Below are 25,927 nucleotides of genomic sequence, written 5' to 3' on the forward strand. Positions count from 1 at the left end.
CCAGTCGACGGACGCGTTGCGCTCCATCAACGCCTTCAGCGGCACCGCGCCGAGATCGTCGGCGCGCACCGACGACAGCGAACCGCCAAAACGCCCGATCGGCGTGCGGATATAATCGCAGATATAGGCTTCACGCATGTTCGGTTGTCCTTTAGTCGTGCGGCAGAAATCGCGCGCTTCTGATCGGATGGTTGTTTGAAAGAGAGATGTTGTCGAGCGGAGAGGGCGTGGTTATTCCTACTTGCCGGTGAATTTTGCCGTGCGCTTTTCCTGAAACGCGGAGCACCCTTCGGAGAAATCCTCCGTTCCAAATACGATAGCCTGGGCCGCTTCTTCACGCAGAAAGAATGTGTCCAGCGTGTCGTTATGCGACAGATTGAGCAATGATTTGGTTAGGCCGAGTGCCACGCCCGGCCCATCGGCAAGATCCGTTGCGATGGAGAGTGCGCCGCTCAGAAGGTCATCGTGCGCGAACACGCGGCTGACCAGCCCCAGGGACAAAGCCGTTTGCGCATCCACCCGGCGGTTGGTCATCAGAATGTCTTTGGCTGTGGGAAGTCCGACCGCGCGGGGCAGATGGTACAGGACGCCGAGATCCGGCAACACGCCAACCTTCGGGAAGCCGGCCATGAACCAGGCTTTTTCCGAAGCGACGATGATGTCCCCGCTCAGGGCGAGCGACATGCCGGCGCCGACCGCTGCTCCATTCACTGCCATGACGACGGGCTTGTCGCTGTCAGCGAGCAATTTCATCCAGCTGTGAGACGAGCGCATGCGCTGGCGCACGGCCAGCGTGCTGGTGTCCGTGCCAAGATTGCGCAGGTCGCCCCCTGCGCAGAAACATTCATCCGCGCCGGTGATGACAAGCGCTTTGATATCCGCGTCAGAAATGAACTTCTGCGTCTGCTTGGCAAGCGCTGCCTTCAATTCGGCCGTGAGCGGATTGCGTATTTCGGGATTGTCGAGACGCCACAGCGCAACGGGCCCATGCTGTTCGACAACCAACGGATGACGGCTCATTCGAAATCTCCGGCAAATGCGGCAAGGAGGCTTGTGCCCGCTGCGTTACTCGGCCTGCCCGGCCATGGCGGACAGTTGCGCATAAAGCTCTTGTGACACCGGAATGCCGTTGCTGTTCGCAATACGTGCCTTGTGCCGCGATTCTGACGGAAGCCGGCTGACGCCTCCGGATTGAAGATGGGCGAGCAGGGCGGAAACGCGCCCGGCCAGATTGGAGGACCCGAAGGTTTTCGGGTCGATCACCATGATAAGCTCTCCCGCATTCTGGGTTGCAGAGCCGCGCGCTTCGGATTCGCTGTCTTCGAAACCGAAATTCGCGCCGGTGAGGGCTGCGGCAAGCACCTCGACCATCAAGGCGATGGAGCTGCCCTTGTGGGTTCCGAACGACCGCAATGCGCCACCTGCCTGCAAGTCGTTGGGATCCGTCGTCGGCTGGCCCTTGGCGTCGATCACCACGCCTTCGTCGAGCTGCCTGCCTTCTCGCGCGGCGATCAGCACTGCCCCCTGCGCCATGACACTCGAAGCCTGATCCCACACCAGAGGAGGGGCATCCTGACGGGGGCAGGCAAAGGCCATCGGATTGGTTCCAATCAGCCTGCGTGGAGCATCCCAAGGGGCGATGCGCATGCGTGAGTTGACGAAAGCAAGCGCCACCATGCCTTCTTCGGCGAAGGTTTCCACATCTGGCCACAGCGCAGCGAAATGATGCGAATTGTGGATCGCCATGGAGGCAAGGCCGGTTTGCCGTGCTTTCTGCAGAAGCAGATGCCGCCCGGCTTCGATCGCAGGCTGGGCAAATCCATTGCCGGCATCGACCCTGACCACCGACGGGGCCGCGTCCGTCAACACCGGCACGGCGCGGCCATCGACATGGCCGCTTTTGAGCGTGGACACATAGGCGGGAATACGGAACAGGCCGTGGCTGAAACTGGCATCGCGCTCGGCCATCATGACAACATTGGCGACGGCAGCGGCGTTGGTGGGCGACATGCCGTTGGCGATGAAGATCGCGCTGACCAGTTGAACAAGCTCATCGGCCGTTAGTAGCTTCACGCTTTGCTCCATTTCGATGAAACGCTTTGCCCACGGCTCAGCCAAACCGCTTCAGGCTGAACGGCCTGATATCGACTTCACTCGGCCGGCCTTCCTGCAGCGCAGTCACCATCTTTCCGGTGGTGGCTGCCCAGCCCACGCCCATATGACCATGGCCGAAAGCATAAATGACGTTGTCGAACCTGCTTGCGCGGTCGATGACGGGCAGCGAATCCGGGAAGGACGGGCGATGGCCCATCCATTGCTTCACGCCCTCGCTCTCCAGTCCGGGGAACAGCTTTTTTGCATGGACAAGCAGATTGTGCGCCCGCGCAAAATTCGGCGGTGCATCCGAACTGGCCAGCTCTACGGTTCCGGCGAGCCGCAGCCCCTGTTCCATGGGCACGATGCCCATGCCGGCCCAGCCCAGCGTATAGGAGCGATTTACCCGCACACCGGGATTGGGCAGCATGAGGTGGTAGCCGCGCTCGCTGATCAGCGGAAGTTTGTCGCCAAGCTGGCCGCTGAGCTTGCGGGAACCGATACCGGCGGTCAGGACAACCGCATCCAGCTCCAGACTTTCGCCGCTGCTTAGCGTAACCGCATGTACACGGCGGTCGCGCTTGTCGAAACCGGTCACCTCGCCGATGACGACTTTGCCGCCCATCTGCTCGAAGGTGTTCGTCAGCGTCTGCAACATGCGCAATGGGTTGCGGATATAGGTGCGGCCCTTCAGCATGACGCCGAACTGGCTGAACTCCGTCATCTCCGGTTCAAGCCGCTCTATGGCGGCGCGATCAAGCAGCTCGAACTGCAAGCCGGCGCGTTCGCGCAGTCGCCATGTCTTGCTCTCCGCTTCCCAATCGGCTCTGGACCTGTAGAGCTTTATGCAGTCGGTATCGGAGATGATCGAACGGGCATTGGCAGCATCCAGCAATGGTGCGTAATCAGCGTGCATGCGATCGCACAAGGACGCCATGGCGCGTGATCCGATCTCCACTTTGGAGGTACGCGAGGCGAGCACAAAACGGGCAAGCCACGGCGTCAGCATCGGAAGATCACGCCAGCGGATGGTGAGTGGTCCGAGCGGATCGAGCAGCCATCCCGGCACTGAACGCAGAATGCCGGGCACGGCGAGCGGGACGACTTCGCCAACCGCGAATTGTCCGGAATTTCCGTAGGAAGCGGCTTTCTCCGGCTGGCCGATGTCGATCAGGACAACATCGTGCCCGGCACGAGCGAGCTGAAGCCCGGTGCAGACACCGACATAGCCGCCGCCAACCACGCCAATAGTCCCGGTTCTTCCAGAGCCTGTTGTCATCTTTTCGCCCTCCACTTTTTAGGTGACAATCGGCTTGCCGATCACCTGCGCCTTGGGCTCTGCGCGAGCATGGTCGCGATGTCCAGCCGCACTTCGATCAGCGTGGGAAGCTCGGCCTTGAGGGCGCGCTCGAAAGCTGACCTGAAGTCTGTGGTTGTGCGGACCAGTTCACCGTGAGCGCCGAACGATTTCGCAAAGGCGATGAAGTCGGGGTTGACGAGATCGGTGGCGAAGTCCCGTCCGGGGTAGCGACGGTCCTGATGCATGCGGATCGAACCATAGCTCTCATTGTTGATGACCACGATCACGATCGGCAGCTTGTAGCGGACTGCGGTGGCAAGCTCGACGCCGCTCATGAGGAAGCAGCCGTCACCGGCGAAACAGACAACGGGCGTATGCGGATGCGCAAGCTGGGCGGCTATGGCGGCAGGAAGGCCGTATCCCATAGTCCCGCATGCGGGTGCCAGCTGTGTCGGATAGGCGCGGTACTGATAGTAGCGATGGACGAAGGCCGCGTAGGCACCGGCGCCATTGGTGATGATAGCGTTGTCCGGCAAGATATCGTTCAGCCCGGCAACGATGGCGCTGACGTCCATTTCATTGTCGCATGCAGGTAGTGAGATCAGGGTTTCGTAATCGCTGCGCAGGTCCTTTGCCCATTCAATCCGGGTGGCCGTGCGGGCCGGAGCTTTCAGTTGCGCTGCCGCGCCGGCAAACCCGGCTACGCCGGAGTTGATAGGCAATGACGACTGATAGACCCGGCCAAGCTCACCGGGATCGGGATGGATGTGAACCAGCTTCCGTGAAGGAGCCAGAAGTTCGATCAGGCTGTAGGTGTTGGTCACGGCCTCGGAGAGACGGTCGCCGACCACCACCAGAAGGTCGCTCGACTTCACCCGTTCGGTCAGTGCGGGCGACGTGCCCAGCCCGAGAACGCCAGAATAGAGATGGTGCCGGTTGTCGAATACGTCCTGCCGCCGGAATGTGACAAGCGTGGGCAAATCGAAGGCTTCCGCGAAGGCACGGATATCGGCGCAGGCCTGCTCGTTCCAGCCGCTGCCGCCGAGGATTAGCAACGGGCGTTCGGCATCCTCGATCAGTGCCGTCATCGCTGCAAGATCCTGAGCGGTCGGGCCGGAATGGGCGGGAATATAAGCCCTCGTCGGAACCGCTTCGCACGTATCCGATAGCGTGTTCTCCGGGATCGCAAGCACCACCGGACCGGGCCGACCATTCACGGCCGTATGGAAGGCGCGGCTCACATATTCGGGAATGCGGGCGGGGTCGTCGATCTGTGCCGCCCATTTGGCCAGAGGTGCAAACATGGCACGGAAATCGACTTCCTGAAATCCTTCGCGGTCGCTGATTTCACGCTCCACCTGACCGACGAAAAGGATCAGCGGTGTGGAATCCTGACGGGCAGTGTGGATGCCGACCGACGCATGTGTGGCACCCGGACCCCGGGTGACGAAGCAAATGCCGGGCTTGCCGGTTAGCTTGCCGTGAGCCTCGGCCATATGGCAGGCCGAAGCTTCGTGTCGGCAGACCACGACACGCACCTTTTCCTGAACATCGCGCAGGGCGTCCAGAGCAGCCAGATAGCTTTCGCCCGGCACGCAGAACACGGTATCGACCCCGTGGATGACGAGGCTTTCGACCAGCAACTGTCCGCCGGTCTTCATCTCAGAATTCTGCACGGGGGTATCCTCCTCAGTTCTTTCTCAGCGCAGTGACGAGCTGGCCGGTGGTCTGCTTCATGTCAGTTGGTTTGTGTCTGCGGCGCGTCGACGATGATCAACCCGTCAACGGCAACCACGCCCTGGCCCTGCGGGAGCACCATGAGCGGATTGACTTCCGCGCTGTCGATAGACGGGAACATGGCAAGGCGCGACAGGGCCGAGATTGCCTGAGCGAGGGCCTTGCAATCACCGAGGGGCAGATTGCGGTAGCCTCGTATCACGGCAAGGCTCTTGACGGCGTCTACCATCTCCATCGCGGTCGCCTCGTTTACCGGTGCCATGCGGCAGGCGAAATCCTGATGGATATCGACCATGATGCCGCCGGCAGCCACGGTCACAACCGGGCCGATATTGGGTATGCGCTGGAAGCCGATCAGAACTTCGGCAAGCCCCTTTACCATCGGCTGCACCAGAATGCCTTCAATCGCGGCATCGGGGTTGGTTGCCCTGAAACGCTCCAGCATCGCGGCGGATGCCTGCCGCAGGTGAGCCATGTCGGCGATACCCAGAACGACGCCGCCGGCTTCCGTCTTGTGTTGGATGTCATGCGATAAAATCTTCGCCACCACGGGAAACCGGATTTCGCGCGTTGAGGCGTTCAGCTCTTCCAGAGTCGGGAAAACGTGACAGTCGACCGTCGGCACGCCCACCTGACGCAGGACCTCGATTGAGTTCAACTCGTTCAGGCTGCCCGGCCGCAATGCAGCGGAAACTGTTTCCCTGCTCTGCGCGTCGAGAAGATCAGTCAGGGTAAGGTCACCTGGCTGGCGCCAGTCCAGATAGGCGCGCACCGCATCGGCGCATGCTTCGGGAGTGCGGAAGGCGGCGACCTTGCCCTGCGTAAGAAGACGCAGGCTCTCAGTTGCTTCAGGTGCAAGAAAAACGGCCATCGGCTTTGAATTTTCCCGCGGGCTGAGAATGGGTGCCACTGCGCTTTCAGGGTGAAACTGGGCCGACGATCCGGCGACCGGAATGATCAGATCGCAGTTCTCGGAAGCGTTCAGTTCATCAAGCACCGCGCCGTAAATCTCAGGCCGGGTACCCGCCAGCGTGAGGTCGACCAGTGGACCGCTCTTGATGTTCACGCCGCGTGCCGCCAGCCGGTCGATTGTCGCTGCATCGGGAGAAACGACGTCGATCCCGCACTGACCGAGCCTGTCCGCAACCATTGCTCCACCACCGCCGGTGGTGGTGACGATGGTGACATTGCGGCCCTTCGGTGGTTTGCGTCCGGCCACCAGAGGCGGCAGCTCGAACAGGGTTTCGAGAAAATCGACACGCAGGATGCCGCTGTCGCGCAGGAAGGTTTCCATTGCGACGAAATCGGTGGTGAGAGCGCCGGTGTGCGAATTGGAAATTTGCTGGGCAATGCGCGAGCGGCCGAGCAAATAAGCGATCACCGGCTTGCCGCGACTGAAGGCGTAACTGGCCATATCCGCCAGCGCCTTGCCGTCGCGAATTGTCTCCAGGAACAGAAGGATGCAATCGGTTTCGTCCTGATCGACGAGCATCCGGCCGATCTCGCCAATGTCGATATCGGCCTCATTGCCCACCGAAACCAGCGTGGAGAAACCAATGTCGCGGGCATGAGCGCGCGAGAGCAGCGCGCCGATGGCGCTGCCGCTCTGGGAAATCAGGCCAAGCCGGCCGGGAAGTAGACTGGAGGCGGAAAGTGCCGCGTTCGCGCTCAGCGCCACCTTGTCATGAACGTTGATGAGGCCGATGCTGTTCGGCCCCAGTATCCGTACGCCGGATTCGGCGGCGGCTTTCATCAGTTCGTCCTGGTGAAGGCGACCTTCTTCGCCTGCTTCGGCAAAACCGTCGGAAAGGATGGTCACGCAGCCGATGCCGGCAGCGCCGCATTCCCTGACGGCGCTGATGACGTCTCGGGAGGGCACCATGATGAGCGCGTGATCGATCGGCTGCCCGATCGATTTGACATCCGGGTAGGCTCGCTCCCCGAAAATGCTAGTGCGGCCACGGTTGACGAGATAGATCTGACCGTCAAAACCATGCTGTCTCAGATAGCGCTGCGGCCTGGAATTAGCCTTCGTCTCGTCGCCGGATGCGCCGATCAGAACGACCGAGCGGGGCCGCAGAAGTGCATCCGCGAGATCGGGGCCAGTCGTGCTGGCCTGTGCAACGGAAAGGCTGGCCATTACGCTCTCGCTTTGCGCTGGGAGAACGGACGCTCGAAAACGGATTCGGCAATTCTGTTCTTGAGGATTTCAACCGATCCACCGGCGATCATCCAGCCCTTGGTCCGGCGGTAGCAATATTCCACCAGACTTTCGCTGCTGTAGCCCATGCCTCCCATGACCTGCATCGCTTCACCGGCGACCTCATGTCCGATCATATTGCAGTAAGCCTTTGCGATGGCGGTTTCATCGGCGCGGGGGAACCCATCGCCAGCATTGACAGCTGCCCGATAGAGCAGCAGCTGGGCCGCGTCCAGCTTCATCCTCATATCGGCGAATTTCCACTGAACGCCCTGGAATTCACACAGAAGATGGCCGAACTGACGGCGTGACATAGCCCACTGACGCGCTTCTTCGTAGGCATAGCGGCCAAGGGCCAGCGAACGGGCGCTGTTGCCAAGGCGTTCGACGTTGAACCCGGCGATCTGCTTCTTGAAGCCACCATTCTTCAGAACGACGTTTTCTTCCGGAACGTACACATCGTCGAAAACCAGCGTCGCCCACTCCTCGCCGGACATGAACTTGCTGCCGTTGCCGACATTGAATCCGGGCGTTCCGCGTTCGATCAGCACGGAGCCAATGCCATCGGTTCCCGGCCCGAAACGGACATAGGCAAGAATGATATCGGCGAATGGACCGTGCGTGGTGAAAATCTTGGAGCCGTTGATGCGGTAACCGTTGCCCTCCGGGGTGGCGGTCGTTCTCAATTCGGTGACCGCCGAGCCGGCATCCGGTTCCGTCATGCCGACCGAGATCACGGCATCACCGTTCAGCAATTTGGCAAGGAAGCGCTCCTGCTGTGCCGGCGTGCCATATTCTGCGAGAACGCGGATGGCGCCGAAATTGCCGGACTGGATAACATCGGCGCTGCGGGGGCAGACCGAGGCCACCGTTTCGATGGCGATGATCGCATCCATCAGCGTTCCGCCCATGCCGCCGGATTCGGCGGGAATGGTAAGGCCCATCAGCCCATTCTGGGCCATCAGTCGTGCAATGTCAGCAGGATAGCCCTGAGAGTGAGCGCGCTCAAGGGCTCCCTCACGAAGATGCTGCTGACTGAATTTCAGCACGCTGTCTCTGAAGATCGACTGTTCGTCCGATAGTGCAAGATTCATGGAGTATAGGCCGTTTATGATGTCAGGATAATCTTGATGTAAGGTGACATCGATCGTCTTGTAAAACGGCATTAGGTGCTGAAAGTTATAGCATCTGGTGCCGAACATGACTTTTTGACAAAGCTGGAAAATACCCGAGAATCCTGCATGACGCAGGAAATTCGAGGCCGGATGCAGAAGGATTCGGAGATCGTCAATCTGTCAACGTGAAAGCGCTTATGCTTTATCATGCCTATTTTTGATAGGGAGGATAACTTTCTCAGCAATACATCACGGTACAGTATTTTTTCTTGATACTGACTCATCAGGATTGAAAATAGCGATTTCCGCAGGCCCTGGCCCTCTCCAGAAGGGCTGCTCCCATGGCCAGATCGGCAATGCCGGTTCCCATTCCCTTGTACAAAGTGAGATCATCAGATTCAGGACGATGGTATTTCGATTTAACAATGTCGGCGAGCCGCTGAACGGCCTGCCAGTCCTGCTCCGACACGTATCGCAACCGGAATTCATCGGAGAGTGAACGAACCGTCACTGGCGAATCCGCGCAGATTGTAGAAAATCTTGAAAAAATGTCCTGCGGCAGTTCTGACTTGCCCGGCACCGTGGTGCCAATCGAATTGACGTGGGCCCCCTGGGCAATCATGTCGGAGCTTATTATCGGCTGTTGCACCCGCGCGGCGAGGCCAACGATTGCGGCGTCGGCGAGCGCGCCGGCGGCTGTGCTTTCCGCAGTCGCATGAATGCCGAGTTCCTGCTGAACCTTGTCGGCCAGAGCCTTGCGGTTAGCGGGATTCGGGCTCCATATCCTGATGCTTCTGAGCGGGCGTACGGCAGATATGGCGTGGATCATCATCGCAGCCTGCTTGCCTGATCCGACGATTCCCAGCGTGTCGGCGTCGACCGGGGCGAGGTGTTTGGTGGCGATGCCGGCGAGGGCGCCGGTCCTGAGATTGCTCAGCACATTTGCTTCAATCAGTGCCATCGGATGCGCCGTTTCACTGTCGAAGAGCATCAGTATTGGTTGCGCCGTGGCGCCGGCCTGTACCCATGTCTTGACTCCGCTGACCCGAAAACCGGGCGCAACGGCACTCAGCACGTGCAGCGCGCGTGCGCCATCGTCATAGGGAATGACATTTTTCTGAAGCGTTTGGGCCTGGCCCCCTGCTTCCGCCAGAAGGCCGTGCTCTACCGCTTCGAGAGCTCCTCTGACGTCGATGAGTTCCGCAACATCGGTTTCGGTCAATCTGAGCAAGGACGTCTCCTGTATTTTTCCGCCATTCTTGTGTGCGGATGTCACAAGACCATTTCCAAGAGGGTTCCGAAACGCAATTGCCAGCCCGACGTCCGGCAGAAATCCGGGTGTCGGGCTGGTATCACGCTCAAACCGCGAGCGGTTCAGAGCCGTCGCTCAGGAAGCGACCGCACTGCGCTGCTCAACCGGCTCACCATAGCCGCCGCCGCCTGCGGTCTTGATGGTTACTTCATCGCCGGGATTAACGACGACATGTTCCGTCAGATCGCGCTTCACGCCGTTGATCGTAACTTCGCCGGGCTGGCCCGACTGTCCGCCGCGAATGCCTGGAGGTCCGATCCGCTGACGGGTCATGATGAAGGACACGACAGCGGGCGAATCTCCGATGAACTGGAACGCCAGATCAAGTCCGTCACCGCCCCGGTGCATGCCCGCGCCACCGCTGCCACGGCGGATACGACGATGCCTGATGCGCACTGGCACTGACGATTCCATGAGCTCGATCGGCGAGTTCGACAGGTTGGACGGGAAGCTGATCAGCGACAGGCCATCGCGGCTGGCCGATGCGCCTTGTCCCGCATTCCAGAAATAGACGCTGGCGTAACGCTGACCGCGATGTTCACCGGCGATCGTCAGTGCGGAGTTTCCAGAGCCGGGTGCCCACACACGGTTCGGGGTGGCTTCGGCCAGCGCTCCCATAACAGCAACGGGCAGCAGATGTCCGATCATGCCGCGCGCACCGCCGGGGGCCGGATAGCGGGGGTTCAGGATACAGCCTTCCGGCGCGAAGATATCGACCGGCGCGGAGCTGCCTTCATTGTTGGGAATGTCCGGGCAAAGAAGCGCTTTCACCCCGTAGATGGTGTAAGCGGAGGTGTAGTTCGGCACCACATTCACCGAGCGCGGCAATTGCGGGGTCGTTCCCGTAAAGTCGATCTTCATCGCCCCCGCATCGACGGTGATGCCGCACCGGATCAGGATCTTGTCCTCGAACCCGTCATGTTCGATATCATAGGCATAACGGCCATCCGGAACGCCGGCGATGGCTTCGCGCATTGCGGCTTCCGAGCGATTGCGGATGTCTTCGCTGAGAGCGGAGAAATTGACCTGCGTTTCATCGAGCAGGTCATGGAGCCGCTCGGTCACCCGGTGACACGCGGAAACCTCGCCCCAGATATCGCCCATGGTGGCATCCGGCACCCGCACATTGGTGCGGATGAAATCGACAATGACATTGTTCGTCTCGCCCCGATCCACCAGCTTGAGCATGGGGATCTGCAGGCCTTCCTCGTAGATTTCGCGGATGCCGGAACTGCGCAGCCGTCCCCCGATATCGGGCATGTGGCTGGTGATTCCGGCAAATGCCACCAACTGTCCCTTCCAGAAGACCGGAGCCGCAAGCGTCACGTCATGAACGTGGCCGGTTCCCATCCAGGGGTCATTGGTGATGAGGATGTCACCTTCGTTCAGCGTTTCCGGCGGAAAGCGCTTGAGGAAGTACTTGATCGTGGCCGGCACGGTTCCCGTAAAGGAGGGAATGCTGACTGACGACTGTGCGACTGCGCGGCCCTGAGCATCGGTGATCACGACGGCGAAGTCATTTGCTTCGCGGGCGAGGCTTGAGAATGCCGTTCGCACAAACGTCGCGGCGGCTTCGTCAACGATGCTGATCAGCCTCGTCCAGAGGATTTCGAGCAGGAACTGGTCGATTTTTTCGCTCATTATTCGGCCCTCGGCGCAAGATCTATCTGAACGGTGAGATTGGGGAGGATGCTGACCTTGGCGGGGAACGGCACCACAATTGTGGATTCGCGCTCTTCAAGAACAAGCGGGCCCTCCACGACTGAACCCGGAGCAAGCGCGTAGCGGTCCAGCACCGGCACTTTTTCGTAGCGCCCTGCGAGAGGGAGGTAGATTTCACGCTGCTCGCCGGTGCTGGCGCCCTGCTTGCCTCTTGCTTCTCCCCAGACAAAATTTCGTTTTTCGCGGGGGAGACGGCCGATCAGTCGCCATGTCACGATCTCGATGGCTGCATCGGGCACGATCATACCGTAGATGTGGCGATAGCGACTGGCGAATTCGGCATCGATCTGCGCGGCGCAGTCATTGCCGATCTGCTCGTAGGGCAGGTGGATTTCGATTTCGTGGCCCTGCCCGAAGTAACGGGTGTTGATGCCGACGGTCCATTCGATCTTGTCTTCTGCCGCACCGGCGGATGTGAGCTCCGCCAGCGCATCTTCGCGCAGCTCCGCCAGCGACTTCTGCACGACGCTCCAGTCGGTGCTGGCGACGAGTGACTTGTGAGCCCAGGTCCGGTCTGTACGGGCCGCAGCTGCAAGAAGGCCGAGGCACGAGCCGGCCCCGGCCGCAATCGGGCACAGAATGCGCCTGATGTCGAGACGACGCGCGACGTCGACGGCATGAACCGGGCCCGCGCCGCCTGTCGCCACCATGGTGAAGCTGCGTGGATCGTGGCCATGTTCCGCGATATGGACGCGCGCGGCGGCGGCCATTGCCTCGTTGACCACGCTGCACACGCCCCAGGCCATTTCCTTGCCGGTCTTGCCCATATCGCTACCAAGCCGGGCGAAAGCTTCTTCCGCGAGATCTGGCTTGAGGGTCATTTCTCCGCCGAGGAACCGGTTGGGGTTGAGATAACCGAGCAAAAGGTCGGCGTCGGTAACGGTCGGCTGCGTGCCACCGAGCCCGTAGCAGACCGGCCCCGGCACCGAGGATGCGCTTTCCGGTCCAACCGCGATGGTGCCCACCCGGTTGATGGTCGCGATGCTGCCGCCGCCAGCGCCGATCTCGATCAGATCGATGCTCGGGATAAGAATTGGCAGGCCGCTGCCTTTTCTGAACCGGCGCACACGCGCCGTCTCGAAACCGTATTTGATAAGCGCTTCGCCATTGTGAGCGACACAGGCTTTGGCTGTGGTGCCGCCCATGTCGAAGGCGAGAATGCTGTTCTCGCCTGCGGCCTGACCTGCATTGATTGCGCTCAGCACACCCGCCGCAGGTCCGGATTCCAGCAACTGGATCGGATTGCGCGCCGCAGCCTCGACGCTTGTGAAGCCGCCATTCGAAAGCATGATGCGCAAGGTTGCATCGATTTGCGCTTTCTCAAGACGACTGGTCAGCATGCCGAGATAGCGGGTCATCAGCGGTTGCACATAGGCGTTTGCAGTAACTGTCGACATGCGCTCATATTCGCCGGGCTCGGCAGCCGTTTTCGATGAAACGGAGACGCTTATGCCCGGAATGGCTTTCTTGAGAGCCTGCTCCAGCGCCAGTTCGTGGTCCGGGTTGGCATAGGAATTTAGGAAACAAACCGCGACGGCCTCAATATCGCCTTTGCCTGCCAGAGTTTCGGCGAGCTTTGCCATCTCCTTGTCATCGATCGGCTGGATCACTTCGCCTTCGTGAGACATCCGTTCGGTGATTTCGTGGCGCTCCTCATAGGGCACCAGCGGCTCAGGCAGTTCCAGATCGAGATCATAAAGGTCGTAGCGCAGTTCGCGTGCAATGGTCGGCACATCGCGCGTACCATCCGTCAGGACCAGCGCGGTACGGGCACCGTTTCGTTCAATGAGCGTGTTGGTGACCAGCGTTGTCGCATGAACGACACCCACCACGTCCTCTGACGAACTTCCTCCTGCGTTGCGGTCAATATTCGACAACATCTGCGCGATCACGGCCGACACACCCTCGCCAGGATCGTGCGGAGTGGTCAGGCACTTGCCGACCCATATTCCACCGGTTCTGGTATCCTCGATGATGCCGTCCGTGAACGTTCCGCCGATATCGACAGCGATTCGCAACTGGCGATCCATTCATGCACTCCCAATTCTGTCAGCTTCCTGATGCAGTCTTAGCGGGGCACCTGAACCGGTCAACGCGAGATAAATCGATATCGCGATTACATATGGTAACGATCTCGTCGTGCTCGCGCCGACTTATCCGGCGGTCTGGCGGGCATGAGTTCCATATCGTGGGCTTAATCGAACGCACAAATACGCAATAGGATAATTGGCCGGGGCGGCCGATAGTGCGATTGCCGGAACCACGCTATCCGGTTTTGCATATGCGCCTGTCGTGGAGCTTTCTTTCAGCCGATGAATCACCCAGCCAGCTCTTATCCCGTGCTTTCCCTCCATGTCGCAGGTCAATGGATCGACGATACAGGAAACGGCTTTATTCCGGTCTTCGATCCGGCAACGGGCAGGCAGATAAGCCAGTTGCCGAAAGCGACTGAACGGCATCTGGAGATGGCTCTTGTTGCCGCTGCGAATGCGGGCAGCGGCTGGGCCGGAATGCCGGTTCGGGAGCGCGCCGCTTTTCTGCGGGCGGCTGCTATGCTGCTGCGTGGCCGGGCCGAGGCAATCGCGGCCATGGTGACCATGGAGCAGGGCAAGCCTTTGGCCGAAGCCCGCAGCGAGGTGCTGCGTTCCGCCGACCTGATCGAGTGGAACGCGGATGCCGCAGTTGCACTCATGGAAGACGAGGGGCTGAGGGCCGAAGGAGGCAGTTCGATAGCCCTGGTCCCGGTGGGGACAGTAGCGGCTTTCACCCCGTGGAACGTCCCCGTTCTATCGCCGGCGCGCAAGGTCAGCATGGCGCTGGCCGCAGGGTGTGCCTGCATTCTGAAGCCGGCTGAAGAAACGCCCGCAAGTGCGGTGGAACTTGTTCGCGCGTTTGTGGATGCAGGGGTTCCCGCAGGTGTTCTGGGGCTGGTGTTCGGCGATCCGGCGTTCATCTCAGATCACCTCATTCGCTCGCCGGTCATCCGCAAGGTTAGCTTCACGGGCTCTGTTCCCGTGGGTAAGCATCTGGCAGCACTTGCCGGCTCCTTCATGAAGCCGGTGACCATGGAGTTGGGCGGACACAATCCGGTTCTCATCCTGCAGAATGCCGATGTTCGACATGTCGCGAAAGCAGCCGTAATGGGCAAATTTCGCAATGCGGGCCAGATCTGCACATCGCCAACGCGCTTTTACGTTCATACATCTCAATTCGATGATTTTGTTGAAGCGTTTGCCGCTGAGACGGCTGCTTTGCGGATCGGAAGCGGATTGGAAGCCGACGTTCATATGGGGCCGGTCGCCAGTGAGAGGCGCCTGATCGCGCTACAGAAACTGGTATCGGAAACGCTCCGGGAAGGTGCGAATCTGATCGCGGGCGGTGCCCGTATCGGGAAGGAGGGGTATTTCTATGCGCCCACTCTGCTGACGGATATCGGGCAGGACAGCACATTCATGCGGGAGGAACCGTTCGGCCCCGTGGCAGGAATATTCCCATACGATACGACGGCTGAAGGCCTCGCGCTTTGCAATGCCTCCTCACTGGGGCTGGCGGCCTATGTTTTCGGGACATCCGATGCCGAGACCGACAAAGTCGCCAGCGGTATGGAGAGCGGTATCGTGGGCATCAACTCGTTCTCGGTGTCGCGTCCCGATCTGCCTTTCGGTGGCGTGAAGGACAGCGGATACGGCCGTGAGGGCGGTATCGAGGGGCTGAAGGCTTTCCTGGTAACCAGGGTGGTCGCGCGATAGCGGCCGCAGTGCCAGCTGAGCGCCTGACGCATTCAAGATACAGGTTCATCATGAGTTCGACACAGTATTTCACAGATGATTTCAAAGCCGCACCTTACTGGTGGGATGCACTGCCTGCCCGGATAGCTGAGCTGGCCGACATTCCTTCAGCTGCCGATGTCGTCGTTGTGGGCGCGGGTTTGACCGGTACGTCCGCCGCGACAACTCTGGCGCGGGGCGGTCGCGATGTGGTCATTCTTGAGCAGGAGCATCCGGGTTATGGGGCTTCGACCCGCAATGCGGGTTTCGTCGGACGGCATTTCAAGCACTCGCTGACCGAGCTGCTGAAGAAATTCGATCAGCCCACGGCGCTATCCTATTTCCATGAGCTTCAGCGTATCTTCGATTTCGCCGTCGATATGATCAAAAGCGAGGGGCTCAACTGCGGCTTGCAGGAAAATGGCCGGTTCATCGCCGCGATGAACCAGCCGGATTTCGATACGCTCAAGGCCGAATACGCGTTGCGGGACAGACTGCTGAATGAGGAATTCAGCGTGGTCGAAAATGGTGGCGCGACAGAATACCGGTCGCCACGCGTTGTCGGGGGGATCCTGCTGCGCGAACAGGCCGCGATCCATCCCGGTCTCTATGCCAATGCCATGGCGGAGCGTGCAAGATCGGCTGGCGCAAAGATCATATCGGCAACGCCGATGCTTGGTTTGCGCCGCTCCGGCGGGAAGTTCGTTGTTTCGACACCGCGCGGTGAGATCGTTTGCAAGGACGTGCTGATCGCCACCAATGGTTATTCCGGAGATGCGGTGAAATGGGTGAAAAGGCGTCTTATCCCCATCCGCAGCTATATCGTCGCGACCGAGCCTTTGCCAAAAAGCCTTCTGGAAGAATTGCTGCCGCACAACCGCACCTATACCGACCGCCGGCAGGCCTCCAACTATCTGCGGCTTTCCACGGATGGAACCCGGATAGTCTTCGGGGGGCAGACCGGTGCTGAATGGGAAAGCCAGCCGGAATTGTCTGGTCTGAAGGTGCGTGAGGAAATGGTGGGGATCTTCCCGCAACTTGCGGACGTGAAGCTGTCTCATTCATGGTCGGGACGCTGCGCCGGCACCATCGATCTGATCCCGAAGCTCGGCATGAAAAACGGTGTGCATTTCGCGCTTGCCTACTGCTTCTCGGGCAATGCGCTGGCGCCGTATCTCGGCCACCATGCCGCACTGCGCATTCTTGGCGAGCCCGAGCAGGAAATCGCTTTCGAAGCCCGCAGCTTCCACGCCATTCCTTTCTACAACGGCAATCCGTGGTTCCTGCCGCTGGTCAAGAAATATTATGAATGGGCCGACCGCCGCCGCTGAAGGGTTTTTTGCGATGAAACTGTTTTATTCTTCCCGGTCGCCCTTCGTTCGCAAGGTGCTGATTACGGCGCATGAGGTCGGGTTGGCGGATGAGATCGAGCTTCTCGATTCTCATGCGCATTCGGTGGATCGTGATCGTACCATCATCGCTCACAATCCTCTGGGCCAGGTGCCAACCATGATGCTCGACGATGGCACCATGCTGGCCGACAGCGGTGTCATCTGTGCTTATCTCGACCGTGCCGGCTCCGGCGGAATGTTTCCGATAGGGGAAAAAAAGCTCTGGAAGGCCCTTGTCGATCAGGCCATGGGCGATGGTTTGATGACCGCTTCGCTGATCGCTCGCTATGAAGTTGCCACGCGCCCGAAGGAGTTCTTCTGGCAGGCGTGGCTCGATGCGCATCTGGACAAGATCGGCACCACGCTGGACGCCTTCGAGAAAGAGGCGGCAGAGTATGGTGGGCGCTTTGACATCGGGCTGGCCGCGATTGTGTCGGCGCTGTCCTATCTTGATCTGCGTTTCGAGGACTTTGGCTGGAGAAACCGCTGCCCTTCTCTGGCGGCCTGGTATGCCGCGGTTCAGGACAGACCCAGCATCCGGGCAACCCCCCTGATCTGAGGGTCATGAGCGGCCTGATCGTGCCGCCTTCCACTTCCGATCGAATGGCGTTCCTCGGGTGCCTGAAGGCCTTTGTTTGCGGCATCAGGCACCCGAGAAGCTGTTTGTGGAGCAGTGCTATCCCTGAGCGACGCTGTTTATCCACGTAATGAAGCTTTTCGCTGCCGGATGCAGCTTCACATTTTTGGCATGAAGCACGTAATAGCCATAGGCGCGTTTGAGCGGCAGGTCATAAAGAGGCACCAGCCGCTCCGCTTTCAGGTCGTCCGCTATGAGATGAAGCTGCCCCATGGCCACGCCAAGTCCAGCTTCCGCAGCCTTGAAAGCAAGACCCGTGCTGCGGAAGTAAATTGCATTTGGTGTTTCGATATCGTCGAGACCTGCATGCTCCATCCAATCGCCCCAGTCCCGGCGCCGGTAGTTTGAGAAAAGCAGCGGCAGACTTGCCAACTCCTGAGGATCGTTGCCGACCTTGTGCCGGGCCTTGAATTCCGGGGAGCATACGGGGGCAATCTGATCCGGTAGGATTTTCGTGGCCGAATAGCCCTGCCAGTTCTTGTCGCCGAACTGAATAAAAACGTCTGTGTTGGCGTCCTCGTTTCCGACCGGTTCAACCTGTGTGGAGATGTGCAGCTCGATCTTCGGGTGCAGACTGCGGAACTGCGGCAGCCGCGGGATGAGCCAGTGCAGCGCAAAGGTCTGATAGGTTACGACACGGACGGCGTTCTGCTCCTTGTTTTTCAGGAGATCGTCGGTGGCCTGACCGATTTTCTTGAGTGAGGGGCTGATGGCCTCGAAGTAGGCGCGACCTTCATCAGTAAGTGTTATCTTACCTCTGCGGTGGATGAAAAGCTGAACCTGTAGGTAGTCCTCCAGGACGTAGATTTGCCGGCTCACGGCCGCCTGCGTGACATAAAGCTCCTTGCTTGCGTTGGTGATGCTGTTGGCGCGGGCAACCGCTTCGAACACTTTCAACGGATTCAGAGGAGGTAGTTTTTTAAGCATTTAGCTTCCTGCGTATCTTCGACTGGCCTGACGTGAAAGTTATGAGCCTGTGGAACGGGAAATGGTGTTGATAGGGCTGCCGGCAGCCGTTAGCAGAGGGGGTATCTGCTATTCATGCGCCGATTTACGGACAGTCGTTTGAAATCAACGAAATAGCAAGGGGCGGCACGGCCCTCTGTTTCCCGGCACCCGACGAAAATCACGGCATTTCAGGGCCATAAGTCGCAGAGTTCGGCACCAAACCGCATGACATAACAAGCAAATTGCAATTTACCGTGTCGTAGGAATCGATACTATGTCCTCATAGCGCAAACCATCACGACACATAATATCACTGAGCGAGCTGCTATGCAGTTACGTCTCCGGGCGCTGAAGTTTTGGCTAAGGGGAACTTATCCATATGAAAAAAATGTTCGTACAGAACAGTATTCTCAAGGGCAGGGCAGGCGTCAGCATTTCAGTTATTCTTTCGGCAGTAGCTGCAAATGCTGCAGTCGTCGCTCTGACCAGTAGCGTTCAGGCTCAGGAGAGCATCACCGTCAATGCCTATTCCGGGCCTTGGGAGCTGGCGATGCGCAAGTGCTTCTTCGATCCGTTCAGCGCCGAGACGGGCGTTCAGGTGGTGGTCGAGACCGGAACAGCATCCGTTACCTATGCCAAGCTGAGGCAGCAGAAAGGCACTCCGGGCATCGATGTCGCCTGGCTCGACGCCGGATATTCCGAGCAGGCCTGGGAAGAGGGGCTGACGCAGGAGGTTTCCAGGACGGAAGTGCCCAATCTCGGCAATCTGTCCAGGCAGGCTGTCTATGCGGATGCCAATGGTAAGGTTTACGGCGTGGGTACCGGTTATTTCGCCTACACGCTCGTCTACGATCCCAAGCAGGTCGACCCCGCCCCAACGTCTTATTTCGATCTCTGGGACCCCAAATACGAAAAGCGCGTCTATTCGCCGGCTCCGGCTCAGTCCCTTTTCACGCCAGTTATGATGCATCTGAACAAGGCACTTGGCGGCACCGATGACAATTTCGACCCGGTCATCAACAAATTCAGGGAGTTGAAGCCGTCTTCCTACTACGAGGCTTCCGGCGTCATGAACGTCACCATCCAGAGTGGTGAAGTTGTTCTGGGCATCTACTACCCGAACACAGCCTCACAGCTGCTCGATCAGGGTGTGTCGATCGCCACGGCTATACCGAAGGAAGGTGTGGTTGCGAGCGATATCCGCATGCACCTCGTTGCGGGAACGTCCAAGAAGGAGCTGGCAGAGCGCCTCATGAATTTTGTGAGCCAGCCGAAGCCGCTCGAATGTATCGGCGAGGAGATCTACCTCGGCCCTCCTCTGGACAATCCGCAGCTTTCGGAAAAGGCAAGGCAGCGCATGCCATGGGGAGCCGATGGCAAGGTTTCCGATCTGATCATGCCGGACTGGCTGGTCGTCAATGCAAAGCGGCAGCAGCTCCGGGATCTCTGGAACCGCCGCGTCGTCAGCCAATAATTCTGTAAATTCGGAACGAAATAGTGACCGCGAATACTGGCCATAAAACAGCTGAAGCTGCAGTCGTGTCCGGGGGAAACCCCGGCGCGGCGAGCGAAAATCTCATCCAGATCGATGCGGTCACAAAGGCATATGGCCAGATGACGGCGCTCCATGAGATCAATCTGTCGATCCGCAAGGGCGAATTCGTCTCGCTGCTCGGCCCCAGTGGCTGCGGCAAGACCACCCTGCTGCGCATCATTGCAGGTTTTCAGGAGCCAAGCACCGGTGACATCAAGATTGATGGTGTTTCGATGCGCAACGTGCCGCCTAACAAGCGGCCTGTGAACACCGTTTTCCAGAACTACGCGTTGTTCCCGCATATGACGGTCGCCGATAATATCGCTTTCGGACCTCGCCGGCAGGGGCGCGAACGTGCCGAGATTGCCGATGAGGTGCAGAATGCGCTGGCCATGGTTGGCATGGAGAGTTTTGGGGAGCGTTATCCGCGCTCGCTCTCTGGCGGGCAGCAGCAGCGCATCGCGCTGGCGCGTGCGATCATCAATCGTCCGCGAGTGCTTCTGCTGGACGAGCCTCTTGGTGCTCTCGACCTGAAATTGCGCAAACGCATGCAGTTCGAGCTCAAGCGTCTTCACGACCAGCTTGGTATTACCTTCATTTACGTCACCCACGATCAGGAAGAAGCGCTGGCCATGTCTGATCGCATCGCGGTCATGCATCAGGGGCGGGTGATTCAGCTTGGTACCGGCGAGGACATTTACCGTCGGCCGAACTCGACCTATGTCGCCGACTTTATCGGTGAGGCCAATATCGTTGATTGCGTGCGTGCTGAGGATGGTTATGTCAAATTGTCAGCAGACGCTCCGGTTCTGCCCTACACCGTTAGCCGGGACAGCGTCGCCAGACTTATGATCCGGCCTGAAGACATTAGGTTCGGTGTTGCCGGTGGCGATGTCATTTCCACCAATGTAACCGTGTTGCACAAGGTGTTTCTGGGGCATTGGTGGCGTGTCGCGGCAAAGCTGCCGGAAGGGCAGGAAATCGTTATATGCACGCCTGAACGGGAAGGTGTTGCGTTGCCGGAAGTGGGCAGCGAAGTGCCCATCCACTGGTCGCCTTCCGCATCACGGGTACTCGACAAATGAGCGCGGGTGGAAATGCCGGAACGACCGGCGGAATGAAAATCACTCGGCCTCAGGCAACCTTGTTCCTCGGAACCGCGGTCGTCTTTATGACGTTGTTCTTCGTTATCCCGCTGCTGATGGTGTTCATCACCAGTTTTCAGCCGCCACAGGGCAATGCGCTGAAGAATTATGAGGAAGTGGCAGGCGACGTCTATTTCTGGCGAGTTCTTCTGAACACTTTCCGGATTTCGCTGTGGGTGACGCTTATCACCTTCATCATGGGCTATATCCTTTCCTATTCGCTGAATTTTCATCTGAAACGGCCGGTTATTCGACGGCTGGTTTATATCTCGGCCGTACTTCCGCTGTTCGTCAGCAATATCGTGCGCTCGTTCGGCTGGATCGTTCTTCTGGGGCGGGAGGGGCTGATCAACGATACGATGATCTCGCTCGGTGTGTTCTCTGCCCCTGTGCAGCTGCTCTACACCGACGGCAGTGTGATCGTGACGCTGAGCTACGTAATGCTGCCCTTCATGATCCTGACCCTCAACAGCGTGTTCCAGAATATCAATCCCTCGCTGATCGACGCCTCGCGGGACCTTGGAGCGGGGCCGCTGGTAACTTTCTTCAAAGTCACGTTTCCGCTGAGCCTTCCGGGCGTCGTGGCGGGATCGCTGATCGTGTTCACGCTGAGTGTGAGTGCCTATGTGACGCCGAGCGTGATGAGTGGCGGACGCCTGATGGTCATGCCCATCCTCATCTACGACTACTACATGGTTGAACTCGATTTCAGCATGGGTGCCGCTCTGGCCATGATGCTTCTGCTGGCTTCGATCTCGATCATCAGCGTCTATCTTTTCATTCTCAAGCGCTACACGCGTTAAGTTAGGAGAACGGCGGTGAATACGTCACGCTCCAGCATAGGCTCGCGCATACTGATTATTGCGAGCGGGTTTGTTGTTGTCTTTCTGCTTGCGCCATTGCTCGTTGTGATCGGTGTATCCTTTACGGCGTCCAATTTCCTGAAGTTTCCGCCGGACGGGTTCTCCTGGAAATGGTATGATATTGTCATCAACAATCCAATTTACGTCGATGCGTTCTGGCTCAGCATTCAGATAGCCGGGCTTGGTACGATCATCGCCATGATACTGGGTGTGCCGGCCTGCATCGTTCTTGTGCGCAAGCGCTTCCCCGGATCTGGGGTGATCAGTTCGATCTTCCTGTCGCCGCTTATCTTGCCAACTGTGGTGCTTGGCGTGGCCATACTACAGTATGCTTCCGCGCTTGGTTTTGCCCGCACGTTCAGCGCGCTTCTGATCGGCCACGTGGTGCTCATCATCCCCTATGTGATCAGGGCCACGCTGGTCTCCCTCGCGGATTTTGATCTGGCCAGCGAGGAAGCGGCGCAGGATCTGGGTGCAACAACGATGCAGACGTTGTTTCTGGTGACATTGCCGCAGATCAAGCCTGGCGTGATCGCCGGCGGCCTGCTCGGTTTCGTCATTTCGTGGATCAATGTCGAAGTGAGTATCTTCAATTCCACTTCGGCGATGGTGACCTTGCCGGTCAGAATATTCAATCAGGTCCAGGCAACGGTCGATCCTTCCATGGCTGCCGTTTCCGCTGTCACCATCTACTTCGCGGTTATTGCCGTGTTTGCACTGGATTACTTCATCGGACTTGAAAAAACCGGAATGAAATAGCGTTCCGACCTGCTTTTACAGACCTCACAGGAGATAGCTGCAATGTTAGCCAACCCCGACTTCGCATGGATGGATGGCGAGATCGTCGAGTGGAAAAACGCCACCGTTCACGTTTCGACGGATCTCGTTCTGCGTGGCGCCAATGTCTTTGAAGGCATGCGCGGCTACTGGAATTCCGACAAAAAGGAGATGTTCATCTTCCGTAACGCGGAGCATCTCAAGCGCCTGCGTGAATCCGCCAAGATCATGCGGATGACCATCCCTTATACCGATGAGGAACTGACCGAGGCCTTCATCCAGCTGATCCGCAAGAACAAGTTCGAGGAAGGCGTCCATTTCCGCCCGGTCGTCTATTTCGATCAGGGCGAGCCGAACTTTTACAAGCCTGAGGAAATCAGGACTGGCATGTTCATTCTGGCTTTCGCGCGCCCGCATTCGAAGGCCATTTTCAATGGCGTGGAAAGCTGCACCAGCACGTGGCGGCGAAATTCCGACCTCTCGATGCCGTCGCGGGTCAAGGCTGGCGCCAATTATCACAATTCACGCCTTGCTCATGTCGAAGCCCGTATCAACGGTTTCGCCTCCCCGATCATGCTCAACGAGCGCGGAAAAGTCTCTGAAGGCCCTGCCTCCTGCTTCATGATGGTGCGCGACGGCGTGGTCATCACGCCGCCGGTGACAGGCGATATTCTGGAAAGCATCACGCGCGCCACGCTGATCCAGTTGTGCCGGGAGGAGCTGGGGATTGAGGTGGTTGAGCGCGAGGTCGACCGTTCCGAGCTTTATATCGCTGACGAAGGCTTTTTCTGCGGAAGCGGCGCGGAAGTGACGCCCATGATCTCGCTCGACCGCTACCCGCTTGGCTCGGGCAAGGTCGGTCCGATCACGAAGAAGATTCAGGATCTCTACTTCGACGTGGCTGCCGGCAAGGTCGAAAAATATCGCGACTGGCTGCTGCCAGTCTACGGGCGCGGCTGACACTCACACGTTTGCAGTTCCGCACAGGCATGCCGATGACTACGGCGTGCCTGTGACAGGGTGACAGGCGTCGATACAGACAAGGTAGTGAAGATGGTAAAGAAAATACTCATAACAGGGGCTGCCGGGCGCATCGGCGCTGCGCTCCGGGCTGGCCTCAAGGGGCGCTATGAGACGATAAGGCTGGTCGATCTTCAGCCCATAGAGGACCTCGAAGCAGGGGAAGAGGCCGTGCAGGCCGATATTTCCGATCTTCAGGCCGTCGAAGACATGATGAAAGGGATGGACGGTGTCGTTCATCTGGCAGCTTCCGTGTCGGCTCGCGGCTGGGAGACCATGTTCGAGCCGAACTTCATCGGCACCTACAATATCTTTGAGGCTGCCCGCCGTCAGGGCGTTCGCCGCGTCGTCTATGCCAGCTCCATTCATGCGCATGGGTTCTATCGGCGTGATCAGAAGGTCGGGCCAGACAGCCCGCCGAGGCCGGATTCGGTTTATGGTGTCTCCAAGGTGTTCGGCGAGGCACTCGGTCGCTTCTATGCCGACAAGAACGGAATGGAAGTCGTTGGTCTGCGCATCGCCTCGTTCCAGCCAAAGCCGACGACTGTGCGGCACCTCGGCACCTGGCTTAGCCCGCGCGATTGCGTGGAACTGGTGAATTGCTCTCTGCAGGCGAAGGACATTCACTTTGAGGTGGTGTACGGCGTCTCCGCGAATTCACGGGAACTCTACAACGACCCTAATCGCGCAAAGATCGGCTATGCTCCCCGCGACAATGCCGAGGATTATGCCGCTGAAATTCTGGCGACGATGAAGCCCGAGGACGAGCCGGAGATGGAGCGGGCCTTCCATGGCGCTCTTTACGTGCCCGTGGGCTTTTTCGGGGACCTCAATAAAATTTCCTGAGTATCCTGATTTTACACGTTGTGCCAAGCCGGTTACTGGATATTTTCAGTAGCCGGCATGAGCTCAAGTTTATTTATTGAGTATACTAAATAAGAATCTCTTTCATTTGTCGGGAATCGTTACCCGGCCAGTCCGAAAGGACGCGACTACACATTTTTTTTGCGATAGGCAGCGGGGTTGATGCTGTGTCGGTTCGGCTGTGCGTAGAGACTGCTGTCGATTTACACTTCAATCTGGGACTCGAGCGGTTTCGGCAAAATAGTTACACTTCAATTGAGATTCGCTCGCACTGAGTCTCAAATGAAATGTAATTTGCAGGCGGCTATGCGAACGCCGCTTCCTTCTCCAAGGCTGGCCTCTAGGATTCGATACTGTCGTCGGTAATACGCTCGATACCATCCTTTATGGCCTCGATAGCGAGTTCGTTGGGTATTCCGAATACTCGAGCCGTGATCCCGTCACCGAGACGGGAAAGATGTCGTAGGCTTTGGCTCGACAAAGAGGATGGCAGCCTGAGCGGCAGGCTGCGCAGGATCGCCGTTACAAGTTCCTGGAATTCCTCATCTGTGCTTTCCATCGTGGCAGCACAAACTGATCCAGGCGCCGGGCCAGTTGGGTGTCGTCGGCGATCTCATCGCGCGCCGCCGACACGCCGAGGCAGACAAGCGACGCTTTGTTCTCGTTGCTCAGATATCGCAAAAGCTGGAGGATAACACGCTGCTCCCTCGGGGTGCCGGCGAGGAGGTTACCCGATCGGCTACTTCCACATCGACATTGCCGAGGTGCAGACGACCGAAGGCAAGCTGTATCTCTTTGTAGCGATTGACCGCAAGTCCAGGTTCGCCTTCGCTGAGCTCTATGCCAAAGCCGGCAAGATGAATGCAGCCCAGTTCCTGCGCAATCTCATCGCAGCCGTTCGCTACACCATCCATACGGTGCTGACCGACAACGGCATCCAGTTCACCAATCAGGCCCGCCACAAATACGCTTTCCACCACATCTTCGACCGGGTCTGCGACGAGAACGGAATCGAGCACACGCTCACCAGGATCAAGCATCCATGGACCAACGGACAGGTCGAGCGCATGAACCGGACCATCAAGGATGCCACCGTCAAGCGCTTCCACTACGATGACCACGACCAGTTGAGGCGGCACCTTCAGGACTTCATCGACGCATACAATTTCGGACGAAGACTGAAGACCCTCAAGGGCCTGACCCCATACGAGTTCATCTGCAAGCGATGGACAATCGAACCAGATAGGGTCAACCTAAACCCAATCAATCAAATGCCCGGAATGAACATCTAATCCATTCTGGACGAAATTCTCAGTGGCAGGTCACGACGAATTGATGCGAGCCCTGCTTTACGAGGCGGCCTAAAGCGTGTCGTGTTTAATAGGCCTCATATCCTGCGGCTTTGAAGAAGTTTCGGCATTGTGTTGGATCGAAGAGGCCACAGATGTCGCCGAGTGCATGGCATAGGGTGTCGAAGGTTCTGGCCGCGCACTTGCGCAGC

At 58.6% G+C, this 25,927-nt stretch carries 20 protein-coding genes and 2 pseudogenes; 10 read left to right on the top strand and 12 right to left on the bottom strand.

Going from position 1 to position 25,927, the window contains the following annotated elements; translation table 11 throughout:
- The 10 genes and pseudogenes from AC5XE7_RS19440 to AC5XE7_RS19485 form a co-directional block, all read right to left on the bottom strand.
- Positions 1-138 (bottom strand): annotated as a pseudogene (locus AC5XE7_RS19440) (3-oxoadipyl-CoA thiolase); the annotation flags it as partial.
- Between the two features lie 99 nt (positions 139-237).
- Entirely contained in the window at positions 238-1,020 is a 783-nt protein-coding gene (locus AC5XE7_RS19445; RefSeq protein ID WP_495367312.1) for an enoyl-CoA hydratase/isomerase family protein, read from the bottom strand.
- 45 nt (positions 1,021-1,065) lie between these two features.
- The gene (locus AC5XE7_RS19450; RefSeq protein WP_495367311.1) at positions 1,066-2,073 is read right to left on the bottom strand and encodes an Ldh family oxidoreductase; all 1,008 of its coding nucleotides are present in this window, start codon (positions 2,071-2,073) and stop codon (positions 1,066-1,068) included.
- A 37-nt stretch (positions 2,074-2,110) separates the two neighbouring features.
- Positions 2,111-3,373 carry an NAD(P)/FAD-dependent oxidoreductase gene (locus AC5XE7_RS19455; RefSeq protein WP_495367310.1) on the bottom strand — a complete coding sequence of 421 codons (1,263 nt, stop codon included), beginning with the start codon at positions 3,371-3,373 and terminating at the stop codon, positions 2,111-2,113.
- Between the two features lie 41 nt (positions 3,374-3,414).
- Entirely contained in the window at positions 3,415-5,070 is a 1,656-nt protein-coding gene (locus tag AC5XE7_RS19460) for a thiamine pyrophosphate-binding protein (protein ID WP_495367309.1), read from the bottom strand.
- A 62-nt stretch (positions 5,071-5,132) separates the two neighbouring features.
- The gene (locus AC5XE7_RS19465; RefSeq protein WP_495367308.1) at positions 5,133-7,271 is read right to left on the bottom strand and encodes an acetate--CoA ligase family protein; all 2,139 of its coding nucleotides are present in this window, start codon (positions 7,269-7,271) and stop codon (positions 5,133-5,135) included.
- Positions 7,271-8,533 (bottom strand): acyl-CoA dehydrogenase family protein, encoded by a 1,263-nt coding sequence (locus tag AC5XE7_RS19470; RefSeq protein ID WP_495367307.1) that lies wholly within the window; start codon positions 8,531-8,533, stop codon positions 7,271-7,273. The genes AC5XE7_RS19465 and AC5XE7_RS19470 overlap by 1 nt, the downstream gene beginning before the upstream one ends.
- A 196-nt stretch (positions 8,534-8,729) precedes the next feature.
- Positions 8,730-9,677: an ornithine cyclodeaminase family protein gene (locus AC5XE7_RS19475; RefSeq protein WP_495367306.1), complete on the bottom strand. Its 948-nt coding sequence runs from the start codon at positions 9,675-9,677 to the stop codon at positions 8,730-8,732.
- Positions 9,678-9,833: 156 nt separating this feature from the next.
- Positions 9,834-11,399 carry a hydantoinase B/oxoprolinase family protein gene (locus AC5XE7_RS19480; protein WP_495367305.1) on the bottom strand — a complete coding sequence of 522 codons (1,566 nt, stop codon included), beginning with the start codon at positions 11,397-11,399 and terminating at the stop codon, positions 9,834-9,836.
- Entirely contained in the window at positions 11,399-13,510 is a 2,112-nt protein-coding gene (locus AC5XE7_RS19485; protein ID WP_495367304.1) for a hydantoinase/oxoprolinase family protein, read from the bottom strand. The genes AC5XE7_RS19480 and AC5XE7_RS19485 overlap by 1 nt, the downstream gene beginning before the upstream one ends.
- Before the next feature lie 282 nt (positions 13,511-13,792).
- Here AC5XE7_RS19485 and AC5XE7_RS19490 point away from each other — a divergent pair, with 282 nt between their 5' ends.
- Genes AC5XE7_RS19490 through AC5XE7_RS19500 form a run of 3 tightly spaced genes read left to right on the top strand, consistent with a single transcriptional unit; the run spans position 13,793 to position 17,197 of the window.
- A complete protein-coding gene (locus tag AC5XE7_RS19490; protein WP_495367303.1) occupies positions 13,793-15,229 on the top strand; it encodes an NAD-dependent succinate-semialdehyde dehydrogenase in 1,437 nt (478 codons plus the stop codon).
- Positions 15,230-15,279: 50 nt separating this feature from the next.
- The gene (locus AC5XE7_RS19495; protein ID WP_495367302.1) at positions 15,280-16,578 is read left to right on the top strand and encodes an NAD(P)/FAD-dependent oxidoreductase; all 1,299 of its coding nucleotides are present in this window, start codon (positions 15,280-15,282) and stop codon (positions 16,576-16,578) included.
- A gap of 13 nt (positions 16,579-16,591) precedes the next feature.
- Entirely contained in the window at positions 16,592-17,197 is a 606-nt protein-coding gene (locus AC5XE7_RS19500; protein WP_495367301.1) for a glutathione S-transferase, read from the top strand.
- 117 nt (positions 17,198-17,314) lie between these two features.
- Here AC5XE7_RS19500 and AC5XE7_RS19505 read toward each other — a convergent pair whose 3' ends face one another.
- Positions 17,315-18,202, bottom strand: coding sequence for a LysR substrate-binding domain-containing protein (locus AC5XE7_RS19505; protein WP_280196671.1), 888 nt, complete (start codon positions 18,200-18,202; stop codon positions 17,315-17,317).
- A gap of 400 nt (positions 18,203-18,602) precedes the next feature.
- Between AC5XE7_RS19505 and AC5XE7_RS19510 the strand changes: the two genes are divergently transcribed.
- The 6 genes from AC5XE7_RS19510 (at position 18,603) to AC5XE7_RS19535 (ending at position 24,408) form a co-directional block, all read left to right on the top strand.
- Positions 18,603-19,697, top strand: a complete 1,095-nt coding sequence (locus AC5XE7_RS19510; protein WP_495367300.1) for an ABC transporter substrate-binding protein — start codon at positions 18,603-18,605, stop codon at positions 19,695-19,697.
- Between the two features lie 65 nt (positions 19,698-19,762).
- Positions 19,763-20,842: an ABC transporter ATP-binding protein gene (locus AC5XE7_RS19515; RefSeq protein WP_425291421.1), complete on the top strand. Its 1,080-nt coding sequence runs from the start codon at positions 19,763-19,765 to the stop codon at positions 20,840-20,842.
- Between the two features lie 86 nt (positions 20,843-20,928).
- Positions 20,929-21,705, top strand: a complete 777-nt coding sequence (locus tag AC5XE7_RS19520) for an ABC transporter permease (RefSeq protein WP_280196673.1) — start codon at positions 20,929-20,931, stop codon at positions 21,703-21,705.
- 15 nt (positions 21,706-21,720) lie between these two features.
- Entirely contained in the window at positions 21,721-22,524 is an 804-nt protein-coding gene (locus tag AC5XE7_RS19525) for an ABC transporter permease (RefSeq protein ID WP_495367299.1), read from the top strand.
- Between the two features lie 42 nt (positions 22,525-22,566).
- Positions 22,567-23,502, top strand: a complete 936-nt coding sequence (locus AC5XE7_RS19530; protein WP_280196676.1) for a branched-chain amino acid transaminase — start codon at positions 22,567-22,569, stop codon at positions 23,500-23,502.
- A 93-nt stretch (positions 23,503-23,595) separates the two neighbouring features.
- A complete protein-coding gene (locus AC5XE7_RS19535; RefSeq protein WP_495367298.1) occupies positions 23,596-24,408 on the top strand; it encodes an NAD-dependent epimerase/dehydratase family protein in 813 nt (270 codons plus the stop codon).
- Between the two features lie 540 nt (positions 24,409-24,948).
- On the opposite strand, the gene AC5XE7_RS19540 is transcribed toward AC5XE7_RS19535, so the two are convergent.
- Positions 24,949-25,107, bottom strand: coding sequence for a TniB family NTP-binding protein (locus tag AC5XE7_RS19540; protein ID WP_495367297.1), 159 nt, complete (start codon positions 25,105-25,107; stop codon positions 24,949-24,951).
- Between the two features lie 47 nt (positions 25,108-25,154).
- Between AC5XE7_RS19540 and AC5XE7_RS19545 the strand changes: the two are divergent.
- A pseudogene (locus tag AC5XE7_RS19545) lies at positions 25,155-25,718 on the top strand (DDE-type integrase/transposase/recombinase); the annotation flags it as partial.
- Between the last annotated feature and the right edge of the window lie 209 nt (positions 25,719-25,927).

The sequence above is a fragment of the Aquamicrobium sp. YD-1-mutant5 genome, assembly GCF_059509755.1.

Bases quoted from the DNA above. Each gene is read 5' to 3' on its own strand.
- AC5XE7_RS19465 (WP_495367308.1), bottom strand. From the start codon at position 7,271: ATGGCCAGCCTTTCCGTTGCACAGGCCAGCACGACTGGCCCCGATCTC.
- AC5XE7_RS19490 (WP_495367303.1), top strand. From the start codon at position 13,793: ATGAATCACCCAGCCAGCTCTTATCCCGTGCTTTCCCTCCATGTCGCA.
- AC5XE7_RS19535 (WP_495367298.1), top strand. From the start codon at position 23,596: ATGGTAAAGAAAATACTCATAACAGGGGCTGCCGGGCGCATCGGCGCT.
- AC5XE7_RS19480 (WP_495367305.1), bottom strand. From the start codon at position 11,399: ATGAGCGAAAAAATCGACCAGTTCCTGCTCGAAATCCTCTGGACGAGG.
- AC5XE7_RS19530 (WP_280196676.1), top strand. From the start codon at position 22,567: ATGTTAGCCAACCCCGACTTCGCATGGATGGATGGCGAGATCGTCGAG.
- AC5XE7_RS19495 (WP_495367302.1), top strand. From the start codon at position 15,280: ATGAGTTCGACACAGTATTTCACAGATGATTTCAAAGCCGCACCTTAC.
- AC5XE7_RS19445 (WP_495367312.1), bottom strand. From the start codon at position 1,020: ATGAGCCGTCATCCGTTGGTTGTCGAACAGCATGGGCCCGTTGCGCTG.
- AC5XE7_RS19505 (WP_280196671.1), bottom strand. From the start codon at position 18,202: ATGCTTAAAAAACTACCTCCTCTGAATCCGTTGAAAGTGTTCGAAGCG.
- AC5XE7_RS19485 (WP_495367304.1), bottom strand. From the start codon at position 13,510: ATGGATCGCCAGTTGCGAATCGCTGTCGATATCGGCGGAACGTTCACG.
- AC5XE7_RS19500 (WP_495367301.1), top strand. From the start codon at position 16,592: ATGAAACTGTTTTATTCTTCCCGGTCGCCCTTCGTTCGCAAGGTGCTG.
- AC5XE7_RS19520 (WP_280196673.1), top strand. From the start codon at position 20,929: ATGACGTTGTTCTTCGTTATCCCGCTGCTGATGGTGTTCATCACCAGT.
- AC5XE7_RS19470 (WP_495367307.1), bottom strand. From the start codon at position 8,533: ATGTTCGGCACCAGATGCTATAACTTTCAGCACCTAATGCCGTTTTAC.
- AC5XE7_RS19455 (WP_495367310.1), bottom strand. From the start codon at position 3,373: ATGACAACAGGCTCTGGAAGAACCGGGACTATTGGCGTGGTTGGCGGC.
- AC5XE7_RS19510 (WP_495367300.1), top strand. From the start codon at position 18,603: ATGAAAAAAATGTTCGTACAGAACAGTATTCTCAAGGGCAGGGCAGGC.